The sequence below is a fragment of the Edaphobacter sp. HDX4 genome (assembly GCF_036877565.1).
Classification (GTDB): Bacteria; Acidobacteriota; Terriglobia; order Terriglobales; family Acidobacteriaceae; genus Edaphobacter.
On the sequence record NZ_JAEDXW010000005.1, the window covers coordinates 108498 to 134437 of the forward strand.

General features: G+C 58.5%; 21 protein-coding genes. 12 read left to right on the plus strand and 9 right to left on the minus strand.

Features of this window, described 5'->3' with window-relative positions; translation table 11 throughout:
- Positions 1 to 25 precede the first annotated feature (25 nt).
- The 5 genes from JAO29_RS07080 to JAO29_RS07100 are packed head-to-tail and all read left to right on the plus strand — an operon-like array spanning position 26 to position 4601.
- Entirely contained in the window at positions 26 to 532 is a 507-nt protein-coding gene (locus tag JAO29_RS07080; protein WP_334267494.1) for an SET domain-containing protein, read from the plus strand.
- A 54-nt stretch (positions 533 to 586) separates the two neighbouring features.
- Positions 587 to 2599, plus strand: coding sequence for a DNA polymerase III subunit gamma/tau (gene dnaX / locus JAO29_RS07085; protein ID WP_334267495.1), 2013 nt, complete (start codon positions 587 to 589; stop codon positions 2597 to 2599).
- A 27-nt stretch (positions 2600 to 2626) separates the two neighbouring features.
- Positions 2627 to 2950, plus strand: coding sequence for a YbaB/EbfC family nucleoid-associated protein (locus JAO29_RS07090; RefSeq protein WP_334267496.1), 324 nt, complete (start codon positions 2627 to 2629; stop codon positions 2948 to 2950).
- Positions 2950 to 3549: a recombination mediator RecR gene (gene recR, locus JAO29_RS07095; RefSeq protein WP_442886335.1), complete on the plus strand. Its 600-nt coding sequence runs from the start codon at positions 2950 to 2952 to the stop codon at positions 3547 to 3549. The genes JAO29_RS07090 and recR overlap by 1 nt, the downstream gene beginning before the upstream one ends.
- Before the next feature lie 44 nt (positions 3550 to 3593).
- On the plus strand, positions 3594 to 4601 hold the full coding sequence (locus JAO29_RS07100) for a metallophosphoesterase (protein WP_334267497.1): 1008 nt from the start codon (positions 3594 to 3596) through the stop codon (positions 4599 to 4601).
- A 73-nt stretch (positions 4602 to 4674) separates the two neighbouring features.
- On the opposite strand, the gene gpmI is transcribed toward JAO29_RS07100, so the two are convergent.
- The gene (gpmI, locus tag JAO29_RS07105) at positions 4675 to 6294 is read right to left on the minus strand and encodes a 2,3-bisphosphoglycerate-independent phosphoglycerate mutase (protein ID WP_334267498.1); all 1620 of its coding nucleotides are present in this window, start codon (positions 6292 to 6294) and stop codon (positions 4675 to 4677) included.
- Positions 6295 to 6356: 62 nt separating this feature from the next.
- Positions 6357 to 6668, minus strand: coding sequence for a Rieske (2Fe-2S) protein (locus JAO29_RS07110; protein ID WP_334267499.1), 312 nt, complete (start codon positions 6666 to 6668; stop codon positions 6357 to 6359).
- A 77-nt stretch (positions 6669 to 6745) separates the two neighbouring features.
- Here JAO29_RS07110 and JAO29_RS07115 point away from each other — a divergent pair, with 77 nt between their 5' ends.
- Together JAO29_RS07115 and JAO29_RS07120 are read left to right on the plus strand one after the other, a co-directional pair.
- Entirely contained in the window at positions 6746 to 7645 is a 900-nt protein-coding gene (locus JAO29_RS07115) for an alpha/beta hydrolase (RefSeq protein ID WP_334267500.1), read from the plus strand.
- 55 nt (positions 7646 to 7700) lie between these two features.
- Positions 7701 to 8126 (plus strand): DoxX family protein, encoded by a 426-nt coding sequence (locus JAO29_RS07120; protein WP_334267501.1) that lies wholly within the window; start codon positions 7701 to 7703, stop codon positions 8124 to 8126.
- Between the two features lie 250 nt (positions 8127 to 8376).
- Here JAO29_RS07120 and JAO29_RS07125 read toward each other — a convergent pair whose 3' ends face one another.
- The 3 genes from JAO29_RS07125 to JAO29_RS07135 all read right to left on the minus strand — a co-directional run bounded on the left by JAO29_RS07125 (position 8377) and on the right by JAO29_RS07135 (position 14390).
- Positions 8377 to 9633 (minus strand): DUF1501 domain-containing protein, encoded by a 1257-nt coding sequence (locus JAO29_RS07125; protein WP_334267502.1) that lies wholly within the window; start codon positions 9631 to 9633, stop codon positions 8377 to 8379.
- A 107-nt stretch (positions 9634 to 9740) separates the two neighbouring features.
- Positions 9741 to 11927, minus strand: a complete 2187-nt coding sequence (locus tag JAO29_RS07130; protein ID WP_334267503.1) for an alpha-ketoacid dehydrogenase subunit alpha/beta — start codon at positions 11925 to 11927, stop codon at positions 9741 to 9743.
- Between the two features lie 237 nt (positions 11928 to 12164).
- A complete protein-coding gene (locus tag JAO29_RS07135) occupies positions 12165 to 14390 on the minus strand; it encodes a sodium-translocating pyrophosphatase (protein ID WP_334267504.1) in 2226 nt (741 codons plus the stop codon).
- A gap of 319 nt (positions 14391 to 14709) precedes the next feature.
- On the opposite strand from JAO29_RS07135, the gene JAO29_RS07140 reads away from it, so the two are divergent.
- Complete coding sequence (locus tag JAO29_RS07140; RefSeq protein WP_334267505.1) at positions 14710 to 16272, plus strand: S8 family peptidase; 1563 nt, start codon at positions 14710 to 14712, stop codon at positions 16270 to 16272.
- A 29-nt stretch (positions 16273 to 16301) separates the two neighbouring features.
- Here JAO29_RS07140 and JAO29_RS07145 read toward each other — a convergent pair whose 3' ends face one another.
- Positions 16302 to 16709 carry a hypothetical protein gene (locus JAO29_RS07145; protein WP_334267506.1) on the minus strand — a complete coding sequence of 136 codons (408 nt, stop codon included), beginning with the start codon at positions 16707 to 16709 and terminating at the stop codon, positions 16302 to 16304.
- 98 nt (positions 16710 to 16807) lie between these two features.
- Between JAO29_RS07145 and JAO29_RS07150 the strand changes: the two genes are divergently transcribed.
- On the plus strand, positions 16808 to 17749 hold the full coding sequence (locus JAO29_RS07150; protein WP_334267507.1) for a mechanosensitive ion channel family protein: 942 nt from the start codon (positions 16808 to 16810) through the stop codon (positions 17747 to 17749).
- A 1-nt stretch (position 17750) separates the two neighbouring features.
- Here JAO29_RS07150 and JAO29_RS07155 read toward each other — a convergent pair whose 3' ends face one another.
- The 3 genes from JAO29_RS07155 to JAO29_RS07165 form a co-directional block, all read right to left on the minus strand.
- Positions 17751 to 17909 carry a hypothetical protein gene (locus JAO29_RS07155; RefSeq protein WP_334267508.1) on the minus strand — a complete coding sequence of 53 codons (159 nt, stop codon included), beginning with the start codon at positions 17907 to 17909 and terminating at the stop codon, positions 17751 to 17753.
- A 118-nt stretch (positions 17910 to 18027) separates the two neighbouring features.
- A complete protein-coding gene (locus JAO29_RS07160) occupies positions 18028 to 20181 on the minus strand; it encodes a thioredoxin domain-containing protein (protein WP_334267509.1) in 2154 nt (717 codons plus the stop codon).
- A 118-nt stretch (positions 20182 to 20299) separates the two neighbouring features.
- Positions 20300 to 22468 carry a TolC family protein gene (locus JAO29_RS07165; RefSeq protein WP_334267510.1) on the minus strand — a complete coding sequence of 723 codons (2169 nt, stop codon included), beginning with the start codon at positions 22466 to 22468 and terminating at the stop codon, positions 20300 to 20302.
- Positions 22469 to 22867: 399 nt separating this feature from the next.
- Here JAO29_RS07165 and truA point away from each other — a divergent pair, with 399 nt between their 5' ends.
- From truA to JAO29_RS07180, 3 genes are read left to right on the plus strand one after another with little or no spacing between them, the layout of a single operon-like run.
- Positions 22868 to 23671: a tRNA pseudouridine(38-40) synthase TruA gene (gene truA, locus JAO29_RS07170; protein WP_334267511.1), complete on the plus strand. Its 804-nt coding sequence runs from the start codon at positions 22868 to 22870 to the stop codon at positions 23669 to 23671.
- Positions 23672 to 23683: 12 nt separating this feature from the next.
- The gene (locus tag JAO29_RS07175; RefSeq protein ID WP_334267512.1) at positions 23684 to 24958 is read left to right on the plus strand and encodes a M20/M25/M40 family metallo-hydrolase; all 1275 of its coding nucleotides are present in this window, start codon (positions 23684 to 23686) and stop codon (positions 24956 to 24958) included.
- 43 nt (positions 24959 to 25001) lie between these two features.
- Complete coding sequence (locus JAO29_RS07180) at positions 25002 to 25925, plus strand: DMT family transporter (RefSeq protein ID WP_334267513.1); 924 nt, start codon at positions 25002 to 25004, stop codon at positions 25923 to 25925.
- Positions 25926 to 25940: the final 15 nt, after the last annotated feature.

Consider the following 25940-nt stretch of genomic DNA (forward strand, 5'->3'; position numbering starts at 1 on the left):
TTCCATGCTGAATGAGCAGAGATATTTGCTTCCGAAGCATGTCTGGAAGCTCCAGAATCCCAACATACAGAATGAGTTTCTGATGACCCCAGGCCTGATGATCCGCTCCTCGTCTATCCACGCAGCCGGCTGCTACACCACGCGCCCCATTCGCAAGGGGACGCCGGTGATCCAGTATGACGGTCCCCGCTTCAGCAAGCGCGAAGCCGATGAGCGGTACAGAGACCGGTTTATCACCTATCTTTTCAGCACGGGAAATCAGGATGTGATTGATGGCTTCGGAACGGCAATGTTTATCAATCACTCGTGCGATCCGAACTGCGAGACCGAGCACATCGGCGACGAGATCTGGATTATTGCGATCCGGAACATCGAAGCCGGAGAAGAGCTGACGTACGAGTACAACCTGCATGACAGCGATGACGACGACGCGGATTGCCACTGCGGGTCGGAGAAGTGCCGGGGCACGATGTTCAGCGAGGACGAGGTGAAGCGGCGGGCCCGGAAGGCTCGGCGCACGGCCAAAGCCTGATATCTCTCCGGACGCTACAATAGCCAGATGCGGCCTGGCGCCGCATCGAGCTTTATGGCATATCAGGTATTAGCAAGAAAATATCGTCCGCAGCGCTTTTCCGATGTCGCGGGTCAGGACCACGTGACCGTGACGCTGATAAATGCGCTCACCCAGGGACGAATTGCCCACGGTTATATCTTCAGCGGACATCGTGGTATCGGAAAGACGACGATTGCGCGCATCCTGGCGATGGCGCTGAACTGCCGCAATACGATCGGCAGTGCGGAGAGGCCGACGGCGGAGCCCTGCGAGGTCTGCGAGTCGTGTACGGAGATCCGGGCGGGAAACTCCGTGGATGTCATTGAGATTGACGCTGCTACGAATCGCGGCATCGACGAGATCCGGGAGCTGCGCGACGCGGCGCGGTATCGTCCGGCGCGAGACAAGTACAAGATCTACATCCTTGACGAGGCTCACCAGATCACGGATGCGGCGTTCAACGCGCTGCTGAAGACGCTCGAGGAGCCGCCGGAGCACATCGTCTTCATGATGGCGACGACCCAGCCGGAGGATATCCCTCAGACGGTTCGCTCGCGGTGTCAGCACTTCAGCTTTCATGCGGTCAAGCTGGTCGATATCCTGGCGCAGATTCGGGCGATCGCGGCCCATGAGGGTGTCGAGGCGGATGAGGCTGCGCTGGCGCTGCTGGCGGAGGCGGGAGACGGCTCGATGCGCGATGCGCTGTCGATTATGGATCAGGCGATCGCGAGTGCGCCGGTGGAGGATGGACGCCCCAGGCTGGATGCGATGCAGATTCGCGAGCTGATGGGCACGGTTGCGAATACGGTATTTGAGCGGATCCTCGAAGCTGTCCATGCAAATCGCAGTGCAGACGTAATGACGACCGCCAACCAGCTTCTTGATGCGGGCAACAGTCCGGCGCAGCTGGCGCGGCAGTTTGTGCGTTATCTGCGGAACTGTGTGATCGCCAAGATCTCCGGAGTGGGAGTAGACAAGGAATCCACCGAATTGTTGCAGATCTCCGAGGACGAGCAGCGCCGCGCGGGGCGTTCAGCTGCCCTGTTTACCGAGGAGGAGCTGACACGCTTTCTGCAGGTAATGCTGCGGACGTTCGATGAGCTGGGCTATCGACAGGAACAGCGCTTTCATTTTGAGCTTGGACTGCTGAAGCTGGTTCATCTGCAACGCCTGCTGCCGGTAGAAGAGCTGTTGAGCCGGTTCCCTGTCGCCAGCGGCTCCGGCGAGGCGAATGCGAATCGGCCTCGAACGAGCGCGAGCGTAGCGCCACCATCTGCTCCGGTTGCACGAGTAGCACCAGCGCCTGCGCGCCGGCCTGAGATAGCGGCTCCGGAGAAGCCAGCGTTCTCTCCGTTCGCTACGGATCGCAGCCCGAGGAATTTTCAGGAGCCTCCGGTCATCGCTTCCGTGCGAAAGCCTGCGGTAGAGGCCCAGGTGATGGTTCAGCCGGACCTGCCACCACCTCCAGCGCCCATCGTGGCGGTGGCCGAGGCAGACCCAGTGCAGGAGATTACGGCCATCGAGGTTGCGGCGGATCTGCTTGGAATGGGCTCGATCCCCGCAGCAGTGATCGAGCCAGAGGCAGATGCCCCTGTTCTGAGCCCGGAGGCCGCGCCTGTGGTCGAGAGTATCGCAGCGGTTGCGGCTGCGGGGCAGCCCGGTGAGGAATACCAGAGGATTGCAGTTGAGGCGCTTTCAGCGGCCAGCAGCCAGGGTTCCGCCGCAGATGCGCTGGCGGATGCAGAGTGGACCGTCAGCGGAGACGAGATCCGCGTACAGACGGAGTTCTCGAAGACCATGCTGCCTATGGTGGTCAATCCTGAGGCAGAAAAGATTGTCCGTGCAGCTTTGCGGAGCAACGGTGCAGGCCAGCTGAAGCTAGTGCTCCTGCCGGGAAGCGCAAATGCCGCGGCTCAGAAAAAGCCGAGAGCAGCCAAGACAGGAAGCGCACAAGCGAAGGCGATGGATCACCCAGTAGTGCAACAGGCTCAGCGGCTGTTCAATGCTGAGATTCGGAACGTGATCGATCTTCGAGATAACGACTAAGGCAGGTAAAAAGGAAGGATTTGAGATATGGACTTCTCTGATCTCGGCAAGATGAAGGAGATGATGGGGCAGGCACGCCAGATGCAGGAGCAGATGGAACGCAAGCTTGCCGAGACGACCGTGGAAGCCACGAGCGGAGGCGGTGTCGTCACCGTAAAGATGAACGGCAAGAAGGAGGTTCTGCGCCTGAAGATCGATCCGACGGCAATGGGTAGCTCGGCGAGCGACCTTGAGTTGCTGGAAGACCTGATCACCGCTGCCTTCAACGAAGCCGGACGACGGGCCGATGATGCGATGAAGGCGAGCGTGGCCGGTATGATGGGCGGCCTCAATCTGCCGGGGATGAGTTAGTGGCACGATTTGCGGAGCCGATGACTCGGCTGATCGATGAGCTGCGGAAGTTGCCCGGCATTGGGACGAAGAGTGCCCAGCGGCTCGCCTTTCATGTACTGCGATCCTCCTCAGAGGATGCCCAGCGACTTGCTGAGGCGATCCGCGAGTTGAAGGAGCGGCTGCAGCTTTGCTCTGTCTGTAACAACATCACCGACGTCGACCCCTGCACCTATTGCACCAACGCGGTCCGCAATCAGCGCCTGGTGTGCGTGGTGGAAGAGCCCACCAATATCGGAACCATCGAAAAGACGCGGAGCTTCATGGGCGTGTATCACGTCCTGCATGGGACGCTCTCCCCTATAGGAGGGGTGGGGCCAGAACAGCTTCGGATTGCGAACCTGATGACCCGTCTGGCTGAGCTGGATGAGGTGATTCTCGCTACCTCTCCAACGACAGAGGGAGAGGCTACGGCACGCTACCTTGCAGATGAGATTCGACGAGCGCAGTCCGCCGTCAAAGTGACGCGCATCGCAACGGGCGTCCCTGCTGGAAGCGATATCGAATATGCAGATGAGGTGACGATGTCACGCGCGCTCGAAGGTCGTCGCGAGGTTTAGGTGTGTTGCATAAATTTTCATAAACGGGTGATATAAGCGATCTTATGAACGAAACTCTCAGCCGCCGTAGATTTCTCCGTCAAAGTTTTGCTTTCAGTGCTGTAGCTGGTCTTGGGCTTGGTTCCCTGCCGTCGCTCGCCAAACCTCATGAACCGGCGCAAGGCCTGCAGTGGTTGATGGTCGGAGACTGGGGCTATGAGAACTTCACGGCGCAGCAGACCGTAGCCCAGGCCATGCAGGGCTATGTTCGTCAGCATTCGCTGAAGCCCGACGCGCTGCTGATGCTGGGAGATAACTGGTACGGCAATTTGCAGGGTGGCGTCGATTCTCCGCGCTGGAAGACACAGTTTGAAGAGATGTATCCGCGCACCAGCTTTGACTGTCCTGCCTATGCGGTGCTGGGGAATCACGATTATCAGAGAATGCCAGAGAGCAAAGTTGATGCTGAGCTTGCCTACGCCAAAAAGGGTGGGACGCGCTGGACGATGCCCTCGCGCTGGTACAGCTTCGAGTTCCCAGCGGCAAAGCCGCTGGTGAAGGTGATCGCGCTGGACAGCAACATGCCGCATCCGAACCCACAGCATGCAGGCGTGAACTTTACTCTTACGCCGGAGGAACAGGCGGAGCAGCTTCAGTGGCTGAAGGCTGAACTGGAGAAACCGCGGAGTGCGCCGTACCTGATAGTCATAGGCCATCATCCCATCTACTCCAACGGTCCGCACGGCGATCACAAGGTTCTTATCGCAGAGTGGGAGCCCTTACTGCGGGAGCATAAGGCGCATCTCTATCTGGCCGGGCATGACCACGACATGCAGCATCTGGAGTTTGAGGACCACCCCACGTCCTTTGTCATGTCGGGTGGTGGTGGTGCGGACCTATACACACTGAAGATTGACGAGGCGCAGCGCGGCCCGTACGCCGCCAAAGTATACGGCTTCAGCCATCTTCAGATTGCCCCGGATAAACTCACGATGCTGCACATGGACGAAACCGGCCGCTTGATTCACGGCTTTACGAAGACGCCGGCGGGTACGGTGAAGCTTCTGAGCTGAGTGCAGAGCCGGCTTACCTGCGCACCCGAAGAGGCGTATAACGGTGCGCAGGTAAGTGGAATTATGGCGCGCTTCAGACATTCTGCAGGCCATCGCCTGTCATCTCCTCAGGCTTTTTCAATCCAAGCAGTTTAAGGATTGTGGGAGAGATATCGCGCAGGCTCCCTCCGGGCCGCAGGATCTCGTGATGACTGGCATCGCATTCGTCGGCCACGAGAATGAACGGCACGGGGTTGGTGGTGTGCGCTGTGTGAGGGCCTCCGGTCACTGGATCGATCAGCAATTCGGCGTTGCCATGATCTGCTGTTACCAACAGCGCTCCACAACGCTGCTTGACGGCTCGAAAAATACGTCCGAGCTCAGTATCGACAGTCTCGACGGCGCGTACGGTCGGCTCGATCCTTCCCGAGTGGCCTACCATGTCGGCGTTCGCGAAGTTGACGATGATGACGTCGAAGGCGGTGTCGTTGACAGCCTTGATGACAGCGTCCGCGATTCCGGAGGCGGACATCTCGGGTGCAAGATCGTAGGTCGCGACCTTCTGTGATGGAATGAGAACGCGATCTTCGCCGGGAAACGGCTTCTCGATGCCGCCGTTGAAGAAGTAAGTTACGTGCGCGTACTTTTCCGTCTCGGCGACGCGCAGGTTGCGCAGGTTGGCATCGGCCATGACGTGCGCGAGCAGATTGCTCATGGACTCCGGCGGGATGACGACTGGCACGCTGAAGTTTTTGTCGTACTGCGTCATGCAGACGTAATGGATGTTCGACGGAGCTTCTGAGCGAGGGATCTCGAGATCGAGTTCCGCGGCCCTGGGAAGATCGTTCGCGTTGTTCGCTGTAAGGCCGCCGGGAACGTCGCAGTTTCGAGCCAGTACACGCGTGATCTGCCGAACGCGATCTGCGCGATAGTTGAAGCAGATGCAGACGTCGTTGGACCGAATGAGTCCGACGGGAACGTCATGCTGATCGACGACAGTAAAGGGAGGAACAAACTCATCCGTGATCTGATTGCTGTATAGCTCACGGATGCGTGCCAGTGGGTCAGAATACCTTCCGCCCTGCGGATGCCCGGTGACCATCGCGTCGAACGCCTGACGCTCCTTCTCCCACCGGAGATCACGGTCCATCGCATAGTAACGGCCCGAGACAGAGGCGATCCGACCGACACCGATCTCGCGAATCTGCTGTTCGAGAGCCTCAAGATAACCGAGGCCGCTGTTCGGCATGGTATCGCGGCCGTCCATGAAAGCATGCACAAAGACGCGCTCGATCCTATGCATGGCCGCAAGGCGCAGCAAAGCGTAGAGATGACGTTGCTGCGAGTGGACCCCACCATCTGAGACGAGTCCGACGAGGTGCAGCGAACGATTTCCCTGCGCCGCAAGTCGGATAGCCTTGACCAGGGTAGGGTCTTCGAAGAAGCTGCCATCCGCGATGGCCTCATCGATCCGGCTGATGTCCATACGGACGATGCGACCCGCGCCGAGATTGAGATGGCCTACTTCGGAGTTTCCCATCTGTCCATCGGGAAGACCGACGAAGTGATCGCTGGCATGGATCAGGGTGCTGGGAAACTCTTCGATCAGCCGATCATAGTTTGGCTTACGGGCCAGCGCGATGGCGTTGCCGTGAGTGTCAGGGCGGTAGCCCCAGCCGTCAAGAATAGTCAGTACAAGAGGTCTGTTAGCCATTGCTGAGTGAAGGATAACAAGAGTCAGGCTGTGGCGTCGGCGCCGGAAGAATCCGTAGCCGCCTATTCAATATCGATCATGACATCCTCCCCCTCGACTCGCAGAGGGAAGGTCTCAACCCTTTCATTGGCAGGAAATTCAGCCTCTCCTGTCTTTACGTGGAACGTCCACGAGTGCCAGGGGCATACCACGCAGTCACGCTCAATCCACCCCTGTCCGAGAGGGCCTCGGCGATGCGGACACCAGTTATCAAGTGCGGAGAGCTCGCCTCCTACATTTGCCAGGCAGACGGCAACGCCTTCCACTTCAGCCTCTGCGACCTTCCCCGGTGCTGGCGCTTCTTGAAGGCTGCACAGTTTGACCCAGTTTGACACTAAGAACTCCTCCTGGCTCCATGCTACCGGTTCGGAGAGAGAAAGGATGAGGTGCTAAAGTCGTAATAGATCTGCTGATGGCACACCCCTCCCATAAATCCAGACAGGCACCTCCTCCTCCGGAGGTTGTTGAAGGAGCCTGGCTCCTCAAGGCGTTTGCTGTTGTTGTGATTGCGGCATTGCTCTGCACCTATGCGACGCTTTGCATTCTCTTCTCAAAGAGCCAATGGCAGCTTGTACTTCATCCTGTGCAAACATCGGAGGGCGGCTCCCCTAAAGATCTCATTCACTTCGGCGCCGGCGATACGGGCCAGCCTCAGCTCACAGGTGAATGGCTGCCTGCATCGACCAGCAGCGGCTACAACCATCTAACCGTACTGTTTCTTTCGGGCGGGGACGGAACACGGAAAGACTTTGCGGAGACACAGGCGGCCCTACGGAATCTCGGACTGAACGTCTTTACCTTTGACTACCGCGGTTATGGTAGCAGCGCGAAGATCCATCCTTCGCAGCTGCGAATGCTTGAAGACGCCGAAACCGCCTGGAAGTACCTCACGGGCACCAGAGAAATACCAGGAAGATCTATCCTTCCCTACGGAGTAGGCGTGGGAGCATCGCTGGCGACCAGTCTCGCGCTGGAACATAACGAGATTGCCGCAGTTATGCTGGATTCTCCGTACTGCGATCTGCGCGATGTTTTCCGACACAATCCCAAGTTCCGATTTCTGCCGGTCGGGCTACTCTTTCATGAAGACTTTCCGCTGACGGCTCCGTTGTCCAGCCTGTCGACGCCGAAGCTGCTGCTAAGCCATAAGCCCAGCCGTGAAGTGGCTGCCTACGACTCTGCTGCAGCCCCGAAGATCACCGCCGCGGTTTCCGCAAGCTCGGGTCCACAGTTCGAGGGAGCAGTGCGTCAGCTCCTGGACCAGTATGTGGCGGTGTCTTCCTCGGCACCAGCAGCGACAACGACCCGCTGAAACGATGTCGCTAGGCTAAGCTCAAGTCATTCCCGCTCGAGGTTCCAAAGAAAGAATGTCTAATTCACTGAATAACCTGCAGCCCTGGGGAGCTTTCTTTCTCAGGCTGATCGTTGGCGCCGCTATGGTCTATCACGGGTACAGCAAGGTCATCCCCGCTGGAGGATTCCATGGCGGCAACGCATTTGCCGCACTGGAGCACCACAGCAGATTTGTGGCGTCCCTCGGTCTTCCCTACTGGATGGGAATGGTCTCGGCGCTGACCGAGTTCGTGGGGGGCCTGCTGATGCTTTTGGGGCTGTTCACCCGTTTTGCGGCCCTGATGATCTCCATCAACATGCTGGTAGCGGTAGTGATGGTCACTCGGCACCATGGATACGCCGGATCGGAGTATGCATTGGCTCTACTGGGCATCGCCTTGATGCTGCTCTTCTTTGGGCCGGGGGTCTGCGCACTCGATCAGAAGCTCGGATTCGCCTAACTCTCCCCAACAACGAACCTTAAAGGCGAGAAGGCCTCCGGTTTACTGGAGGCCTCACTTAGGGGGGAGCTGGTGCTGCGGATAGGTGAAGCCGAAACTGTGGGAACTGCAAGTCTCAGCGTTTACTTGTTACATCCAATAAGACGCCGCCGTGAGACAAAAGTTGTGTGGATTTTATGCTTTTTTGAATATTCATCCGACAACAATTCAAAAAATAGGATTTCTGCCTAAGCAGGAGAAAAGATGCGCCTTAGGACAGGATGCCGAGTGACTTCGAGGTTTTGAGAGGATCTCCGGGAAAGACGCGATCAAGGCGACGGACCCCGAGCGTGCTCGAAACCGCCTCTCCGAGGACCTGTCTAAAGTCTGTAGTTACAGCAAGATCCCTGCCTTCGTTCAAGTGCTCTGGCTGGAGGCCGGGCCACGTACCGTAGACCTTGCCGCCGCAAACCTGACCGCCCAGAACGAACATGGCGTTCGCATGACCGTGATCGGTTCCGCCTGTACCATTCTGCCGGGCAGTGCGGCCAAACTCGGACATAGTAACTAATGTGATACTCCCAGCATCATCGCCCATATCCTGCCAGAAGGCGGCGATTGAGTCGGAGAAGTCGCGAAGGCGATTTGCGAGCTGTCCCTGGGTACCGCCCTGGTTCTGGTGAGTGTCCCAACCACCGATATCGGAGAACGCGGCTTCGACGCCCAGATCAGCCTTGAGGAGCTGCGCAATCTGGGAAAGACCTCGGCCGAACTCGGTGCGGGGATACAACACTCCCGGAGCCGGGCGGTACTTGGCGGGATCTGCGGCCCGAAACATGCGCATAGCGGCAAAGGTCTCATGCCCGGTTCCGTGGAGGATCGAGTTGGAGTTCGTATCGTACATCTGCTCGAAGGCATTACTGATGGGAGAGTCCTTAGAACCATCTCCGTCGAGGGAAAAGCTCCCGATATTGCTCATTGCGATCGCGGGAACGGTTCCCTGCAGAGTGCGCGGCACCTGCGAGCCCAACGCGACCGCCCGGAAGGGAGAAGGTACGGCAGATGGTCTCTGGTTCAGCAGGGCTCGATTCAGCCATCCATCAGGCGTACTTTTCACACCCGGGGTTCCGCTTTCCATGTAGTCCTGGGCGTCGAAGTGAGAGCGGGACATATCGGGAGATCCTGCAGCGTGCACCACAGCCAGGTGTCCCTGAGCGTAGAGGGGCTTGAGAGAAGCCATGGCAGGATGCAGACCGAAGAAACCATCAAGATCGAGGACTTCCTTCTGCGGGATAGCGATCGTCGGCCGCATGGCGTAATAGTTTTGCTCGCGGTATGGCACGACCATATTCAAACCATCAACTGCCCCACGCTGAAAGAGAACGACCAGCTTATTTTTGCTGGCGGCTGCGCTGGTCGCCTCCGCCAGCACGCTACGGGTGAGGAAGGTCGGAATCGCCGCAGTGCCAACGAGTGCGAGTGCACCATCTTTGAGGAATCCACGTCTGGTCGTTGATCCAGTTTTCATCGCCGCACCCGGGGCTGGAGAATTGCAAGACGCTACTCGCCCCTGCTTTATAAACTCCATCCGTCGATGGAAGTTTCGCCCAAAGCGCTGGCTGCGAAAAGCATGAGCTAAAACGCCATCAAATCGGAGATCGCCTGGTAGATGTCCTGAGGTTGCGGAAGAATCACGTCCTCGAGCAGAGGCTGATAGGCGACGAAGGTATCCATCGCCGCGACACGGCGTACGGGAGCGTCCAGATCATGAAAGAGTTCGTCCGAGATGCGGGCGGCAATCTCGGCCCCATAACCCCAACTCAGCATGTCTTCATGAGCGACGATCACCCGGTTCGTCTTGCGGACGCTCTCTGCGATGGCTTCCCAGTCGTAGGGCGCAAGACTGCGCAGATCGATCAGCTCGACGTCGATTCCCTTTTCGCGCTGGATCTTCTGCGCCGCCTGCAAAGCCCGAGGCACGACGGCACCATAGGTGATGACGGTCAGGTCTTTCCCAGGACGGACGATGCTCGCCTTTCCGAACGGAATCGTGTAGTCCGGTCCGGGGTAGATAGCCCTTCCGAAGGTCTCGCGGTAAAGCCGCTTGTGTTCGAGGAACAGCACGGGATCGTCGCACCGGATGGCGGTACGCAGAAGCCCAAGCGCATCCAGAGCATTGGAAGGCATCACGATACGGACACCCGGCGTGTGCGTGAAGATGCTTTCTCCGGATTGCGAGTGATAGATGGACCCGCCGGTGAGGTATCCACCGATGGGAACACGAATCACCAGCGGGCAGCTGAAGCCGTCGTTCGATCTCCAGCGCAATACGGAGAGCTCGTTTCGCATCTGGTGCATGGCCGGCCATATGTAGTCGAAGAACTGGATTTCGACCACCGGTTTGAGACCGCGAACTGCCATGCCGATACCTCGTCCAACGATGTTGGCTTCGGCGAGAGGAGAGTTCCACACACGATCGCTGCCGAACTCAAGCTGCAGACCCGAGGTCAGCTTGAAGACTCCGCCCTTGCCCTTAAGCTTTCCTTCACGCAGGGCCTCATCTCGCGTGGCATCGGCAACATCCTCTCCGAAGACGACGATCCTGTCGTCGCGTCTCATCTCGTCTTTGAGGCAGGTATTGATGAGATCTGCCATCGTACGTTCGCTCTGGTCCTCAGTGCTCTCCGGCTGCCGGTTGAAGCGCTCATCCATTGGCTTAAGGTGCTCGGAGTAGATGTGACGCAGGATGGTGTCGGGCGTGGGCGGAGCAGCGGTAATCGCCTTATCGGCTGCGCGCTGCACCTCTTCATCGACCTGGCGCTCCAGACGGTTGATGGAGTCCGCATCGAGAATCCCTTCGCGAAGGAGCCATATCTGCATTCTCGAGATCGGATCGCGCAGGGCATCTGCATCGAGCTCTGCCGCAGTGCGATAGAGTCGCTCGTCATCGCTGAGTGAGTGAGAGTAGGGACGGATCACGTGACCGTGAACCAGCGCCGGGCCGTTTCCCGCGCGGCAGTAAGCGACCGCTTCCACCATGGCGTTGTAGCAGGCAATGGGATCGGTGCCGTCGATCTCGGCGAAGTGGAAGTTTGGAAAGTTTGCGATCAGACGCGATATGTTGCCGCCTGGCGTGTTCGCTTCGACCGGAGTAGAGATGGCGTAGCCGTTATCTTCGATGACGAAGAGCAGAGGAAGCTTGCCGTTGCTGGCGGTGTTGAGAGCCTCCCAGAACTCGCCCTGACTGGTGGCGCCCTCTCCGATTGAAACGTAGGTCACCTCATCGCCATGGAAGACGACGTCCTTGAACTCGCGATAGTCTCCCTCGTGCTTTGCTGCCGCCTCAGGATGCTTTGCGAGGTAGCGCCCAGCCTCGGCGCACCCCACGGCATGAAGGCACTGGGTGGCCGTTGACGAAGAGGGGCTGACGATATGGAGATTGGGGATGGACCAGTGGGATGGCATCTGTCGGCCACCGCTCGCTGGATCGCTGGCGGCTCCTACCGATTGCAGCAGCTGCTCCTCGACCGTGTTGCCGAGGGCAAGGCAGATGGCACGATCGCGGTAGTACGGAAAGAACCAGTCGTAGCCGGGACGCATCGCCATACCGGCGGCGACGAGGAGTGCCTCGTGGCCTGCGCAGGATATCTGGAAGAAGATCTTTTGCTGGCGTTTGAGGACGATCTCTCGATCGTCGGTTCGCCGCGAGAGATACATCAACCGGTAGAACTCAACCAACTGCTCGCGAGTAAGCGCAGTTCCGCTTACCGCTCCGGCGGCCTTCTTCTTTTCTGCTAATCCACTTCCAGACTGACGAGCCATACACTTTATCCTGGAGCGGCATGAGAATCCACACCACCGAAGAAGATTGTACCGGTTGTTGAAGAGGATTGACTCGCAATGCAGAGTTGCCGATAAGCGGATTCAAAGTCTGCTGTCAACCAGCACAGGGCTGTGCAGCCAAGAACTACACCGTACAAGGATTCGCGATCTCTGGACTGAGATGCAAGAAGGAGCGCACGGTGACATATCCGTGCGCTCCTTCTTGCATGCATTCTTCTATACGAACAGAGGAGCAAGGACCAGGGTAATGGTGGCGAGCAGTTTGATAAGAACGTGCAGGCTGGGACCAGCCGTGTCCTTGAAGGGGTCGCCCACCGTGTCGCCGACCACTGCCGCCTTGTGAGCCTCACTCTTCTTGCCACCGTACTGTCCAGTCTCGATGAACTTCTTTGCGTTGTCCCAGGCGCCGCCACCGTTGTTCATCAGCATGGCGAGCAGAACACCGGCGATCGTGCCAACCATCAGGAGGCCAGCAACGGCTTCGGCTCCAGCTAAATTGACGGGCTGACCACCGATGGCCGGAACCGGAAGAATCGTCCCGGGAGCGTAAGCCGTCGTGTTGGCGTGATAGCTCGAGCTGAAGTGACGGAAGATCAGTCCCACCGCGACGGGAAGGCCGACAGCCAGAACGCCGGGTACCACCATCTCGCGCAGAGCAGCTCCGGTCACGATCCCGACGCAACGGCCGTAGTCCGGTTTCGAAGTTCCTTCCATGATGCCTGGATTTTCCTTGAACTGCGCTCTCACGTCCTGCACGACCATCTGGGCGGTGCGTCCGACCGCCTTGATGGCAAGGGAGCTGAACAGGAAGGTCAGCATCGCGCCCAGCAGAGCTCCGACGAAGACGGGGACCTGTGCGAGATTGACATTGGTGAAGCTCCAGCCTGCCGGCATATATCCGCCGGCTGCCATAACCTTGTCAGTTACGATCGCCTTGATCTCTTCAAGGTAGGCGGAGAACAGAAGGAATGCCGCGAGCGAAGCTGAACCGATGGCGTATCCCTTGGTGAGTGCTTTGGTCGTATTTCCTGCCGAATCGAGCTTATCGGTGCGCTCGCGGATCTCGTGCGGCTGATGAGACATCTCGATAATTCCACCAGCGTTATCCGTGATCGGCCCGAAGGTATCCATGGCCAGGATGTAGGCTGCGCAGCTCAGCATGCCCATCGTAGCGATGGCGGTGCCGTAGATTCCCTTCTCGTATTCGCTGATGCCAGCGATTCCGGCCAGACCACGGACACCGAAGTAATAGCTCAACAGCAGCGCGGCAGAGATGACTACCACCGGAAGCGCGGGCGTTTCCATACCCACGGCAAGTCCGCTGATGATGTTGGTCGCCGGTCCGGTGAGCGATGCCTCGGCGATCGACTTGACCGGGCGATAGATCGATTCGGTGTAATACTCCGTGATCCAGACAAAGAGGAAGGCAGTCGCCAACCCGATGACGCCACAGCCCAGAAGCCAGATCGGTTGAACGGCTGGGCCATTCAACATGGTGTAGACGGCACCCGCAAAACCGAGCAGCGCCAGGGCCGATGTCAGGTAGAACCCGCGATTGAGCGCATGCATGGGATCTTCCTGCTCACTCGACTTGACCGCGAAGACACCGACCATGCTGGCGATCAGGTTGATCGCATGCACGATCAGGGGAAACAGGATGCCCTTGATGCCGAAGACCGGATACAGCGCGGCTCCGAGAACCATGGCACCGACGTTTTCCGCAGCCGTGGACTCGAAGAGGTCCGCGCCACGGCCTGCACAGTCTCCGACATTGTCGCCAACCAGATCGGCAATCACAGCTGGATTCCGCGGGTCATCTTCAGGAATACCCGCCTCGACCTTGCCTACGAGGTCCGCACCGACGTCAGCGGCCTTGGTATAGATGCCTCCCCCGAGCTGCGCAAAGAGTGCCACCAGCGAAGCTCCAAAACCGAAGCCCACGAGCTGGTAAGGCACCTCTCTCGGATTTTCGAGACCACCAAAGAGCAAAAACAGTACACCGATTCCAAGAAGGGATAACGCGACGACCACCAGGCCGGTCACGGCGCCGCCGCGTAAGGCCATCTGGAGCGCCTGATTAAGGCTGGAACGCGCCGCCGAAGCGGTGCGGATGTTCGCGCGGATGGAACAATACATTCCGGTGTAACCGGCCAATGCGGAACAGACCGCTCCGGTCAGAAAGCTCACCACCGTCTTTACAGCGAACGGGGCCATCCTGTCCGACATGTGGTATCCGATGAAGAGCACAACAGCAAGGACGGCTGCAATGATGCCGATGGTTTTGTACTGGCGGCTAAGAAACGCCTCCGCGCCTTCACGGATTGCGTTCGAGATAACCTGCATGTCCGGCGTGCCGGTGTCGGCGGCGATCACTGATCGTGCTAAAAACATAGCTGCGACCAGCGCCAGTGCCCCCACTGTCAGCGCGATCCACAACCACATCCTTCCATCACTTCCATCTCTCGTTAGAGGCGTTACAGGGATCTGCAAATAAAACGCCACAGCCAAACGGCTCACAACATGCATGCAAAGGTCTCCTTGAATCAGCAAACTTCGTCGTCAGCGGACTTTCCTGGTTTGCTCCGCAGAGCGGCCAATTAGAGCATGCGCCCACAAACAGGGTCAACGTATGGCCTGACGTGTCTTTCAGACCTGTGTCTGTTTGATAAACCAAAGTAATAGCACATTCCTGCCAATTCCCTACGACGAATTTCTGTTCATGCCGATCAGGAGATCAGCCATCAGGCTCGAGGGTGCTGTTGTGTCCACTTCTACCCTTCTCTGTTCCCTGCTGTGCTCTGTTATCTGGAGCGCCTCTGGGCTGTATGCGCAGGTCGTTACTAAAGGAAGTGGTGAACACATCGTTGCCAATCGCTATCTCGTTGTGTATCGCGATGGAGTGGTTCCCGCAGACGCTGCCACCCGGGTGCGCGCGATGGGAGCACGTCTTGTGGGCCAGCACTCGAGGTTCGGAATCGTCGCCGTTCAGGGCAGCGCACCCGCGCCTGAGGTTCGCCTGCACGGGGCTACGTCTACAGCGGCCGCTCCGGACGATCAGGTTCTGGCTCGCAGCCTCGCTGCACAACCGGATGTTGCCTTCGTGCTGCACGACCGGCTGGTCACCGCCCACCGTTTAAAGATTCGGATGATTCCGGACCCGGTCTTTTCAGTCGCAATCGGGAGAGCGGCGTTCGACACCTATTACAACTCTCCGCAAGGCTGGGCGGTTCGGCAGGTCGGGGGGTATGGGGCGAATATTCCCGGCGGCCCCGTGCATGGTCCGTGGGACCTGACGCGAGGCCAAGGTGTTCGCATCGCGATCCTGGACAGCGGCGTCGACGCCACTCATCCGGACATCGCTCCGAATCTCGAGCTGAATATAAGCGAAGTCAATCCGACAGCACTGCCGAGCGTCTGTGATGATGGCACTCCGCAGGACCAGGACGGCCACGGAACATGGACCGCGTCACTCGCCGCAGGTGCACTTGGGCCGGGAACCGGGAAGACCGTCGGGGTTGCCCCAGCGGCGTCATTGCTGAACATTAAGGTTCTAGAGCGTCTGCCCGCGACCATTGGCGCGGACGATGCAGCGCGCTGTAATGCCGGCAGTGCGAGTGGTCTGCTTAGCTGGGTGATTCAGGGAATCGACGATGCTATCGCCAACCATGCCGACGTCATCTCCATGTCGCTGGGGACCATCCTTGACCTCTCAACTGGCGATGGAGCGGGAACCAAGGCACTTTTCGACCGAATCACCTATGCAGCAGCGCAGGCCGGTGCCGTTCTCGTGGCTGCGGCTGGCAATGATGCGTCCAACCTGTCCGATCCACGGTACATCGAGATTCCGGCACAATCGCGCGGGGTGCTGGCCGTTGTTGCTTCCACCAACCCTGACTGCAGCGAGAACACAAATCCCGGGTCGACCTGCGCGCCAGGCCCAAGCTCCCTTGCCTACTACAGCAATTACGGAGCGCCGCTCGATGCCGTCGCCGCACCGGGAGGCAGCTATCCTTCCGGGGGAGATATGGACGTAAGCGGATGGGTGCGTGGTGCATGCAGCTCAGGCCTGCCGGGCACCGATCCCGGACTTCCTTCTGAGCCGGGCCACAGCTTTGGCTGCTTCAATCTGGGCCATGCCGCTTATGTTCAGGCGATTGGAACCAGTGCTTCCGCTCCCCTGGTCGCCGGTGCGGCTGCGCTGCTGCGAGCGATTCATCCGGAATGGGATGCGGCGACCACGATCGACGCAATCCGCTCGATGGCAACTCCGGCGAACGCATCTCTGGCTTATCCCGAGGTAACCGTCGGCCTGGTCGCACCCTAACTCGGGTGCCGCTCATCCACTCTCGAGGATCAGCCCCTCATCTTATCTTTTACGCTGCGGGCAAGCTTTTCGATCTCTTCCGCACGTTTACTGATATCGGCGGGTGAAAGCTCTTTGTCACCTTGCACCTGCTGGTGGAGCTCGTCTACAAGCCCGACCAGTTTCTCCGTATCAACCATAATGCGTTTTTGGCGATCGCTGTTGCGAGCTCGTGCCTGTTGCTCTGCGATGCGGGCATTCAGAATATCCGGGGCTCCCGAAGCATCCATTGGGGTTGTGCCCATAGGTCCCATCGGATTGACTCCACCGATAGGTACCCGGTTGGGACTGGAGGGCAGAACGGGAGGAGGCACCATCCCTCCCTGCCGCTGTGCAAGCGCGGATGACCCACTGAGAGCGATCAGGACTGCGATTCCGGCAAACCATACTGCACTCATATGGCCTCCTTATCCTGCTTTCGGCGATTGCATCTCTTCCCTGCCTTCCTGCATGCTGAGAGGGACATAACTTACCGCGAAAGCGAGATGCCAGTATCATGCTCCATCTGGGCCTAGCCCCGCAAGGGATCCCGCAGGAAGAACGCCTCTCCTATGTCTTTACCCATGACTGGCACCAGTACTTCATTGTTCTGGTTCGAGATAAGGCTCCGAAGCTTCTCGCGATTCTGATCATCGTTTTTGTCCTGCTGCGGCTTCTTCGCTTCTTCGTCAAAAGAATCCAGAGGCGGGCAGACCAGCAGGTCGGCAATTTTCACCGAGCAGCCCAGTTGCGCACGATGGCCTCTATCCTCCGAGCGACCTCTTTTGGAGTGATTGGTTTCCTCGCCTTTCTGCAGGTCCTGACTATCTTCGGCATACCTTACGAGCCCTTGCTGGCCTCCGCCGGCATCCTCGGTGTCGGCATTGGCCTGGGCGCCCAGTCCATCTTTAAAGACATGCTGAATGGAATCTTCATCCTGCTGGAGGACCAGTACAACGTCGGAGAGGTTGTAACTATCGCCGGCCTCAAGGGTACGGTCGAAGATCTTTCTCTCCGCAGTACCCGGCTTCGCGATGGTGATGGCACCCTGTATGTCATACCCAACAGCCAGATCGCGACGGTCTCCAACCAATCCCGCGATTTCTCGGTTGCCCAGCTTCAACTCTCGGTCGACGCCAGCGCAAATCCCGACCGGGTGATGGAAGTGCTGCGGGAGCTGGCAGACAGTGTGCGCCGCGACCCCGCCTTCAAAGATATTGTGATTGCCGATCCGGATGTCCTCGGTGTCAATGAGATCCGTGGACGAGAGGTGATCTACCCCATAAATATCCGGGTAAGAGTGAACCAGCGGGACGGTGTCCTGCGCGAACTTCGCCGGAGGATCATCCTCGCATTCGAGAAAGACGGAATCCCACTCGGAATCTCATCGAATATGCTGGTCATGCAGCAGAAGTCAGACCCGACGGCTCCTCCGGCAGCTCCCATCCTCGGAGGATAGGTCAGTCTTTCGCAACCTCTTCGGGCACAAAATCGGCCCGGGCGGAGACTGCCATGATCGGGATCGGCATGACCTCGTAGCCGCAATCGCGATACGTTCGGTACATGAGATCGTAGGTTCTTACCGCCTCATCGAAGTTCTGCTTACGCTCAGACTGCATACTCTCCTCTTCCAACTCCGTCGAGAAGCTACACATCAGGAGCTCTTCCACCAGCATCGTCTTGCCTGCCCCCCAGACCGCCAGAGATAACGATCAGTCTCGATTCCGCCACGCGACGTTACAGTGTCTGGCTCAGGAGCTCGGCCAGCTCAGCTGCGGCAGTAACCGCTGGCAGGCACCCTCTTGCGGTACAGACCACAGCCACGCTCTGTGTGTCCTTCTCCTTGAAGACCGGGAGATGCGGCAGCGTCTCCGCGAGAGCAGGCGGGAGCGTGCTCAGCTGGTCATGGCGCAGACGAATGACAGTCTTATTGATGAGATATCCGGCCAGGGCCGCCGTCTCAAGCTCCTGTGCATGAGCATCGTCTCCCATGATGCAGACCTGCACAGCACCTTTCACCATGCGCTGCAACGCAAGTCCGTAACTGGCGGCATAGAGACCAAAATGCTCGACGATGCCTGCGAACGTCTCAAGAGTCTCAAGCGCCTTTGCAGCGTAGTCGTCACGATCGTTCAAGGCTTCCAGGCGGAGCAACAACATGGCAGCAACAGAGTTGCCGGCCGGTGAAGGAGAATCCTGCAGCGGCTTTCTACGAATGGACAGGGCACCCAACTTGTCGCTTCCATCCCCGGTTTCTGTATCGAAAAAACCTCCTCCTACGGAGTCGTAGAAACGATCGATGAGGACCTCGGCGAGCGCCTGCGCGGTCTCATAGTACTTGTACTCCCCTGTAGCCTCCCACGCATCGAGAGCGGCGTTCCCCAGAAAGGCATAGTCTTCCAGCGTCGCCGCGACGCGCTTACCAGCAGTTCCTTCGCCGTAGGCAACGACGTGCGACAACCCTGTGCTCGGGTCCCAAGCTGCCGCAAGAACCCTGTCCAGCGACTTCAAGGCAAACTCTCGAACTGCCGGCAGATTCAAGACCCGTCCTGCATGCAGGTAAGCGGAGATGCACATACCGTTCCAGCCGACGTACATTGTCTTGTCGATGTAAGGTGTCGGCCGCTTCAGGCGCTCTGCGTACATCTTCAACCTGGCCGAGACTAGAAGTTGGCGGGCCGCTTCGATCGTAACGCCGTACTTACCCGCAATACTCTCAAGCGATGCGCGCACATGCAGGACATTTTTGGCGGGGTTGTGATGCATATCACCAATTTCACCGATGTGGTAAAAATCTCCTGCAATCGCTAGTTCTTCAGGTGTAAGGACAGCAGCGGCTTCGTCGCGGGTCCATGTGAAGTAGTCGCCGTCGTCATCCAGCGAGAAGTCTGCGTCCTGAGACGAGTAGAAACCTCCATGTTCACGGTCGCTCAACCACTCATCGATCCATCGGATCATGTCGGTTGCCACTGCCTTGGAACGGGGCTCGGCAAAGCTCTGATAGGCGTGGACGTAATTTTTCAGCAATTCGCTGTTGTCATACGCCATCTTTTCGAAGTGTGGGACGACCCAGTGTTCGTCGACAGAGTAGCGATGAAAGCCGCCCGCCAGGTGATCGTAGATGCCTCCGCGCGACATCTTCTCCAGAGTTTCAAGTGCAGCAACCTTCGCCTGCTGCGCTATGGCCGAATCGGTGGAAGACGAGGGCCGAGAAGCAGTATCGAGCAGAAGATCGATGGCGCCCGAGTGAGGGAACTTGGGCTGCGAACCAAATCCACCCGACCGCGGATCAAACTGCTTCAGGGCGGATTCGATGAGCTTGCTGACCAATTCAGGGCCCGGATTGCCTGCACGTCCCGCAAAGGATTCATTGTGCTCGATGGCAGCCAACACACTTCCTGCCGACTCGTCCACGTCGCCGCGCTTGGTCTGGAAGGCCTCGACCATGGTGAGCAACACGCGAGGAAGCCCGGGGCGTCCATGCCGGTCCTCGGGCGGAAAGTAGGTTCCTCCGAAGAAGGGTCTTCCATCCGGCGTCAAAAAAGCAGTCAGAGGCCATCCTCCCTGGCCGCTGATCGCCGATACCGCCGCCTGATATCGGGTGTCCACATCTGGACGCTCATCACGATCAACCTTGATCGCGACAAAGTGCTGGTTGATCAACTCCGCCGTGGGAGGATTTTCATACGACTCTCGATCCATCACGTGGCACCAGTGACACCATACCGCGCCGATATCGAGCAGGACAGGCTTATCTTCGGCCTGTGCCAATGCAAACGCCTCGTCACTCCACTCATGCCAGTTCACCGGCTGATGACGCGCAGATCTCAGGTAAGCCGAAGCTGAATCTTTGAGGGCGTTCTCCGTCGCTGTCTCGTGTCCTTTACTCATCCTTCCAGTGTATTGCAGCACCTGTGTCACGGCGGTGGAGTGTGGCAAACGGCCGGTGCAAAAGTCAAGGGTCCCGGACATTGTCCGGGACCCTTCGAGGTGTAGCAGCTTAGTGAGATTACTGCTGCGTTGTTGGCGGGACGACCGAGATCGGCTTCGGCTCCTCGGGAGCCTTCGGCGCCGTGAGACCCGGAATCGTCGGCGGATGAGCGATGTTGCCCGTGGCTGCATCGACGATGTTGATGCCGTACTTATCCAACAGGTTTGACAGCAACTGGCCGAGCGAAACGCGATCTCTCGCATAAGCGGCAGTTGCGGAGATCAGCGTGTTGTCAGCCGCCGCAAGATTTCGTTGCTGCTGCAGCACTAAGGCAGTGGTCGATGCGCCGAGCTTATACTTCTTCTGCTCGGCTTCCAGGCTTTGTACTGCGTAGTCATGCGCAGCCTGCGCCGACTGAACCTGGGCCCTATCATTGGTCAAGGCGTACTGTCCGTTGATGACATTGATGCGAACCTGTGTGTAAAGCTGCTGTAGGCGCATCTCTGACTGGCGATATTCCATCTGTGAGCGGGCCTGATCTGCCTGCGCGATACGGTTGCGCAGAGGGATGTTGATGTTGACGCCAACTCCCTTGTCCGGGTATCTGCCATTGAAGGTTCTCGCTAAGACATCGTTCAGACCTCTGGTGGGATAGGATCCCGGAGGACAGGCGGCGCCGGTCACAAAGTCGCATTGCAGAACCGGGTTCTGCGCTCCGCCCAGGGCAGAACCGCCGTAGAAGGCATACGCGTCCACCGTGGGCAGCAATCCGTTCTTGAATGCCTTGATGGTGATCTCGTTGTTCTTCATGTTCAGCGAGGCCTGTTCGATCTGCGGGTTATTCGCATAGGCCTGACGCACCAGATCTTCGATGGGAGTATCTTCTTCTGGAAGCCGTTCAAGGCTCACGCGATCTGTCGGAATCACAGGCGCATTCGAGAGCTGCGGATCATTCAGATTGCGTGCGACCGCCTGCTTCATCAGCAACTGCTGATACTCAAGGTTCGTCTGAGAAGCCACGAGCGCCTGCTTATCGGCTGCAACTGCAGCATCGGAGTTCACAACATCCAGAGGAGCGAGGGTTCCAATCTCCAGTTGCCGCCGGTTGTCGGCGGTCAACTGGGTCGACTGCGCCAGCGCTCGCTCTTTCGCCTGCTCATCCTCGTAAGCGCTTTCCAGTCCCCAGTAGATGTCCTCTACCTGGGTGACGGTGTATAGCAACTGCTGCCGGAAGGCAGAATCCGTGATACGGCGATCATTCCTTGCCTGCAGCATAAGCCGGCCATTGATTCCCCAGCCAAAACCTTGCAGCAGATGCTGCGTGACCCGTGCCTGAAAGAGAGAGTTCAACTGGGGGCTGTAGGTCGACCGAACGCTGTTCGTCGAGGTCCGGGAGTTGTTGAACGTGAAATTAAACGTGGTTCCGGTAATGAAGCCCTGCTGATAACCGAAGTCATAGGAGCCGACTTCCTGCTTGAGTGTGTCGGTTCCGGTAATCAGCGTACTGGTCTGCTGTGAGTTCGCGGATTCATACTGAAGGGTCCCGGTGAATGCGGGATCCAGGTTCATCGGGGCAGGACCACCGCCGTTAGTGCTGAGAACGATACCGGTCGCACCGGCCGCGCCTCCGCCGGCTCCGCTCGATGTTCCTCCTGGTCCACCGCCGCCTGTGATCGTTTGGGTAGTTCCGCCGATCGTATTGGTTACCAGACCGGTAGAGACACCGCGCACCGTTCCTCCGGCCTTGGTCCTCAGGATGTCAGTGTCTGCGATGTCGAGATTGATTCTTGCAATTTCGATGTCGTAGTTGTTCTCCAGCGCAAGGGTAACTGCGTCCGAAAGACTGAGATATATCTTGCCGTCACGCAATAACTGGATGAGCTGCGGCGTATTTCCGAGTCGAACCTGGGGTACTGCAATTGGGGTATAGGGCGCGATCGGGTTCCAGAAATGACTCTTGGGCTTGGTGTAATCGACTGGCGTGTCCCGGAGATAAAAAGGCTCAGTTGCCTTAGGCTGAGGAGCCTGCGGAAGACCTGGGGTTCCTGTGGTATCGGTAACGACCGCTTGCTGCGGAGCCGGCGCGGTCGGACTGACTTGAGTTTGTGTCTGTGTCTGTGGCTGTGGCTGGTTTTGCGTCGGGGGCTGGGGCGGAGGAGTGACCTGCTGCGCCATCAGCGGCTGTGTGCTCACGCTCATCAGCAGCAGTCCAATACTTGCCGCTGCCTGCATATCCCTTAATCTCACGATGCGATCTCAACCTTCCCTTGATTCTTACCGGGGCTCCCACTCATTCAGGGACTCCGCCGGGAATGCATTACTTCATCAGGCCCGTCGCGCCGGCCGACGGGAAATAACCCTTATCTACTTTCAACAGTGTCTTACTAAAGACGCGCAGCCCTATCCCAAGGACTCTTTAAAGATGATGATCCATCAGTTACCGTCTGTTGATTCCCTTGCTGGAGGTGTGGCTGGGCACTGATACGCGCGCGTCTCCGATTTCGTTCCCGCGATGCTCTGATTTTCAGATTTTTATGACCCGGCAAGTATATCAACCTCGGCCTTTTACCGGTGACGGCGATGAGCTTTGATCTAAGAAAGGGCCGATTCCTCAGCCATCCTTCGTGTTACCGTCCAATCTGTCCCATGCATCACTGGAAACTCACCATTGCCTACGACGGCACCCCCTATCACGGTTGGCAAATACAGCCCGGACTCCCAACCGTCCAGGGCACTCTTGCCGATGCAGTGCGCCACATCACGGGAGAGACGATCCTCCCCCAGGGCTCCGGTCGTACCGATACGGGAGTTCACGCGCTGGGACAGGTGGCTTCCTTCTCACTGAGCTCGCCGATTCCTCGTCCGAACCTTCAGCGCGCCCTCAACAATCTTCTTCCCTCGAGCATCCGGATCCTCGCCGTGGAAGCCGTTCCACCTGAGTTTCACGCCCGCCACAGCGCACGTCGAAAGACGTACGAGTATCGCATCTCCGTGCAGGCGATCTGCCCTCCTACTTTGGCGCCATTCGTCTGGAACTGCACCTGGCCGCTCGACCTGGCTCAGATGCAATCAGCCGCTCGGCACGTAGTGGGAACGCATGACTTTACCTCCTTCGCGGCCACATCGCCGGATCTTGCGACCCGCACGGCAGCCGACGAGGGATCTTCCGAGGTCATCCCGGACCAATCGGCCGTCCGCACCATCTTTTCCTCCAGCTGGCAGCGGGATGGCGACGGTCTCTGCTACAGGGTCACCGGCTCCGGATTCCTCCATCACATGGTTCGGAACCTGGTGGGCACTTTCGTCGACGTTGGACGTGGACGAACCTCTGCGGATGCTTTGCCTGCAATTCTCAGCTCCTGCGCTCGATCGAGCGCAGGGCCGACCGCCCCTCCCCAGGGACTGTTTCTTGTGAATGTCGATTACGAATTCCGCGCGGAATCGCGCTAACCTTCAAAGGACATGTCAGCAGCGACTCATCAGCGGATCAGCAATCTCGCCAGCCTGACAGCGGTGCATCGTGCTTTTCACTGGCTGCATCTGCACCAACCCCAGCTTCGTCGCTGGCTTTTGGAGATGGTCGCCATTCCGGCGCCTCCGTTTGGGGAGGGTGACCGTGCGGCATGGTTTGTCGATCTTTTTCACAAACTCGGGCTCAGCAGCATCCATCTTGACGCTGCGGGGAACGCTCTCGGCGAGATCGCGCCCGAGGAGGACTTCGGCCAGGACGGCCCGATCATCCTTCTTTCTGCTCACCTGGATACGGTTTTTCCCGCGGGAACCCTCTGCGAACCCAAAGAGCAGGCTAAGACGGGGAGAATCGAGGGCCCGGGGGTATGTGACAACGCAGCAGGATTGTCGGCTCTGCTTGCCATCGCAGCAGCGTTACAGCATTCCCGTATTAACCCTCCTGCAACCATTCTTTTCGCCGCGAACGTGGGCGAAGAGGGCGAAGGCGATCTGCGTGGCATGCGCCACCTATTTACGGAGGGCCCCTACAGAAAGCGCATCGCCGCTGCCATTGCGCTCGAAGGAAGCGGAACGGGTGTGGTAACTCGCGCACTGGGAAGCCTGCGCTTCCGCTGTACGATTACTGGTCCCGGCGGCCACTCATGGTCTGACGCAGGCACACCGAATCCGATTCTGGTTCTCAGCCGGGCGCTCACAAGGATTTCGGAGCTGCCTCTGCCCTCATCTCCTCTAACCACGCTGAACGTGGGTCACATCTCGGGCGGCACGTCGGTCAACTCGATTCCCTTCTCTGCGAGCGCATTGCTGGAGATTCGTTCCAGCGAGAGGCGCGTCCTGCACAATGCAACGCTTGAGGTTCATCGCCTGCTCTCTGACTCGGTGAACGCCTTCCAATCGTTCTCGCCGGCTCCAACGCTGCAGATGGAGTCCATCGGCGACCGTCCTGCGGGTTCTCTTCCGGAAGACTCGACTCTTCTGGCCACACTCCGCGCCGTCGATCGACATCTCAGTCTTCGAACAGAGCTTCGCCTCGGTTCGACTGACGCCAACCTTCCCCTGTCTCTCGGAGTTCCCGCTCTCGCCATTGGTACGGGGGGATCCGGCGGCAGTATCCACACGCTGGATGAGTGGTACGACCCTACAGGTCGCGAGATAGCGTTGCGCCGGATTCTTCTTCTTCTGCTCGCGGCCACACAGATCGCACCTCAACTTGCGGCAGAATCTGCGATGGATGAAGTGGATGCTACCCTAAACTCCACTTCTTGAGCCAGATGCGGTTGCTCACTTGAAACAAACTCCAGGCAGCAGCTTGTCCCGACTAACCCCATCCACGCTCGCACATCTGCTGCTGCTTGCCGTGGTTGCTCTCTGGGGCACCACCTTCGTGGTGGTCAAGGATGCTCTCAACGATGCGTCGCCGCTTCTCTTCAACCTGCTGCGTATGGGCCTAGCGGCGCTCACTCTGGTGATCGTCAATCATCGTCAGCTGCGAAATATGTCACGGAAGACGGTCCTCGTCGGAGCCGGTGTCGGACTGTTCCTGGCAGCGGGATATCAGCTTCAAACGTCAGGACTCGCCCGCACGACTGCTGCAAAATCGGCCTTCATCACGGGGCTGGTGGTCGTCTTCGTCCCGCTTCTGACTTCGATCCCTGCGCTGCGACCCACTTCGTCGCCCAGGCCCGGAATCGCCGCCCTCATGGGAGCATTGCTTGCCTTCGGGGGCCTGCTACTGCTGACCACGCCCTCCGGAACCACTTTCGCGAATATCTTCAGCTCCATCGGCATGGGCGACCTGTTGACGCTGCTCTGCGCCATCGCCTTCGCCGGACATCTACTTGCTCTGGCACATGCCTCCCCACGGACGCCTATCCGACAACTTGCCACACTGCAGATCGCCTTCGCGGCATTATTTATGGCGATCACGCTGCCGCTTGGCGGCCGAGTTTATTTCGCTGTCAGCCTCCGACTGATTGTGGCGCTGCTGGTTACAGCGCTGCTGGCAACCGCGGCCGCCTTTACCATTCAGAGCTGGGCTCAGCGACACCTTCCTCCTGCACATACAGCTCTCATTCTGACTCTGGAGCCTGTCTTTGCATGGCTCACGTCGTTTTTATTCCTTGGAGAACGTCTGAGCTCGCGCGCCATGATGGGAGCAGCTCTGATCCTGGGTGGAATCTTGTTGACGGAGCTCGTCCCAGCACCCAACCCAATCTCCGAGCATCCTCTCTAAACAGTCCCAACGTCG

What these genes read in the sequence shown, in the direction of transcription:
- dnaX (WP_334267495.1), top strand. Translation starts at nt 587, where the DNA reads ATGGCATATCAGGTATTAGCAAGAAAATATCGTCCGCAGCGCTTTTCC.
- JAO29_RS07090 (WP_334267496.1), top strand. Translation starts at nt 2,627, where the DNA reads ATGGACTTCTCTGATCTCGGCAAGATGAAGGAGATGATGGGGCAGGCA.
- JAO29_RS07100 (WP_334267497.1), top strand. Translation starts at nt 3,594, where the DNA reads ATGAACGAAACTCTCAGCCGCCGTAGATTTCTCCGTCAAAGTTTTGCT.
- gpmI (WP_334267498.1), bottom strand. Translation starts at nt 6,294, where the DNA reads ATGGCTAACAGACCTCTTGTACTGACTATTCTTGACGGCTGGGGCTAC.
- JAO29_RS07115 (WP_334267500.1), top strand. Translation starts at nt 6,746, where the DNA reads ATGGCACACCCCTCCCATAAATCCAGACAGGCACCTCCTCCTCCGGAG.
- JAO29_RS07120 (WP_334267501.1), top strand. Translation starts at nt 7,701, where the DNA reads ATGTCTAATTCACTGAATAACCTGCAGCCCTGGGGAGCTTTCTTTCTC.
- JAO29_RS07125 (WP_334267502.1), bottom strand. Translation starts at nt 9,633, where the DNA reads ATGAAAACTGGATCAACGACCAGACGTGGATTCCTCAAAGATGGTGCA.
- JAO29_RS07130 (WP_334267503.1), bottom strand. Translation starts at nt 11,927, where the DNA reads ATGGCTCGTCAGTCTGGAAGTGGATTAGCAGAAAAGAAGAAGGCCGCC.
- JAO29_RS07135 (WP_334267504.1), bottom strand. Translation starts at nt 14,390, where the DNA reads ATGTGGTTGTGGATCGCGCTGACAGTGGGGGCACTGGCGCTGGTCGCA.
- JAO29_RS07145 (WP_334267506.1), bottom strand. Translation starts at nt 16,709, where the DNA reads ATGAGTGCAGTATGGTTTGCCGGAATCGCAGTCCTGATCGCTCTCAGT.
- JAO29_RS07150 (WP_334267507.1), top strand. Translation starts at nt 16,808, where the DNA reads ATGCTCCATCTGGGCCTAGCCCCGCAAGGGATCCCGCAGGAAGAACGC.
- JAO29_RS07155 (WP_334267508.1), bottom strand. Translation starts at nt 17,909, where the DNA reads ATGCAGTCTGAGCGTAAGCAGAACTTCGATGAGGCGGTAAGAACCTAC.
- JAO29_RS07160 (WP_334267509.1), bottom strand. Translation starts at nt 20,181, where the DNA reads ATGAGTAAAGGACACGAGACAGCGACGGAGAACGCCCTCAAAGATTCA.
- truA (WP_334267511.1), top strand. Translation starts at nt 22,868, where the DNA reads ATGCATCACTGGAAACTCACCATTGCCTACGACGGCACCCCCTATCAC.
- JAO29_RS07175 (WP_334267512.1), top strand. Translation starts at nt 23,684, where the DNA reads ATGTCAGCAGCGACTCATCAGCGGATCAGCAATCTCGCCAGCCTGACA.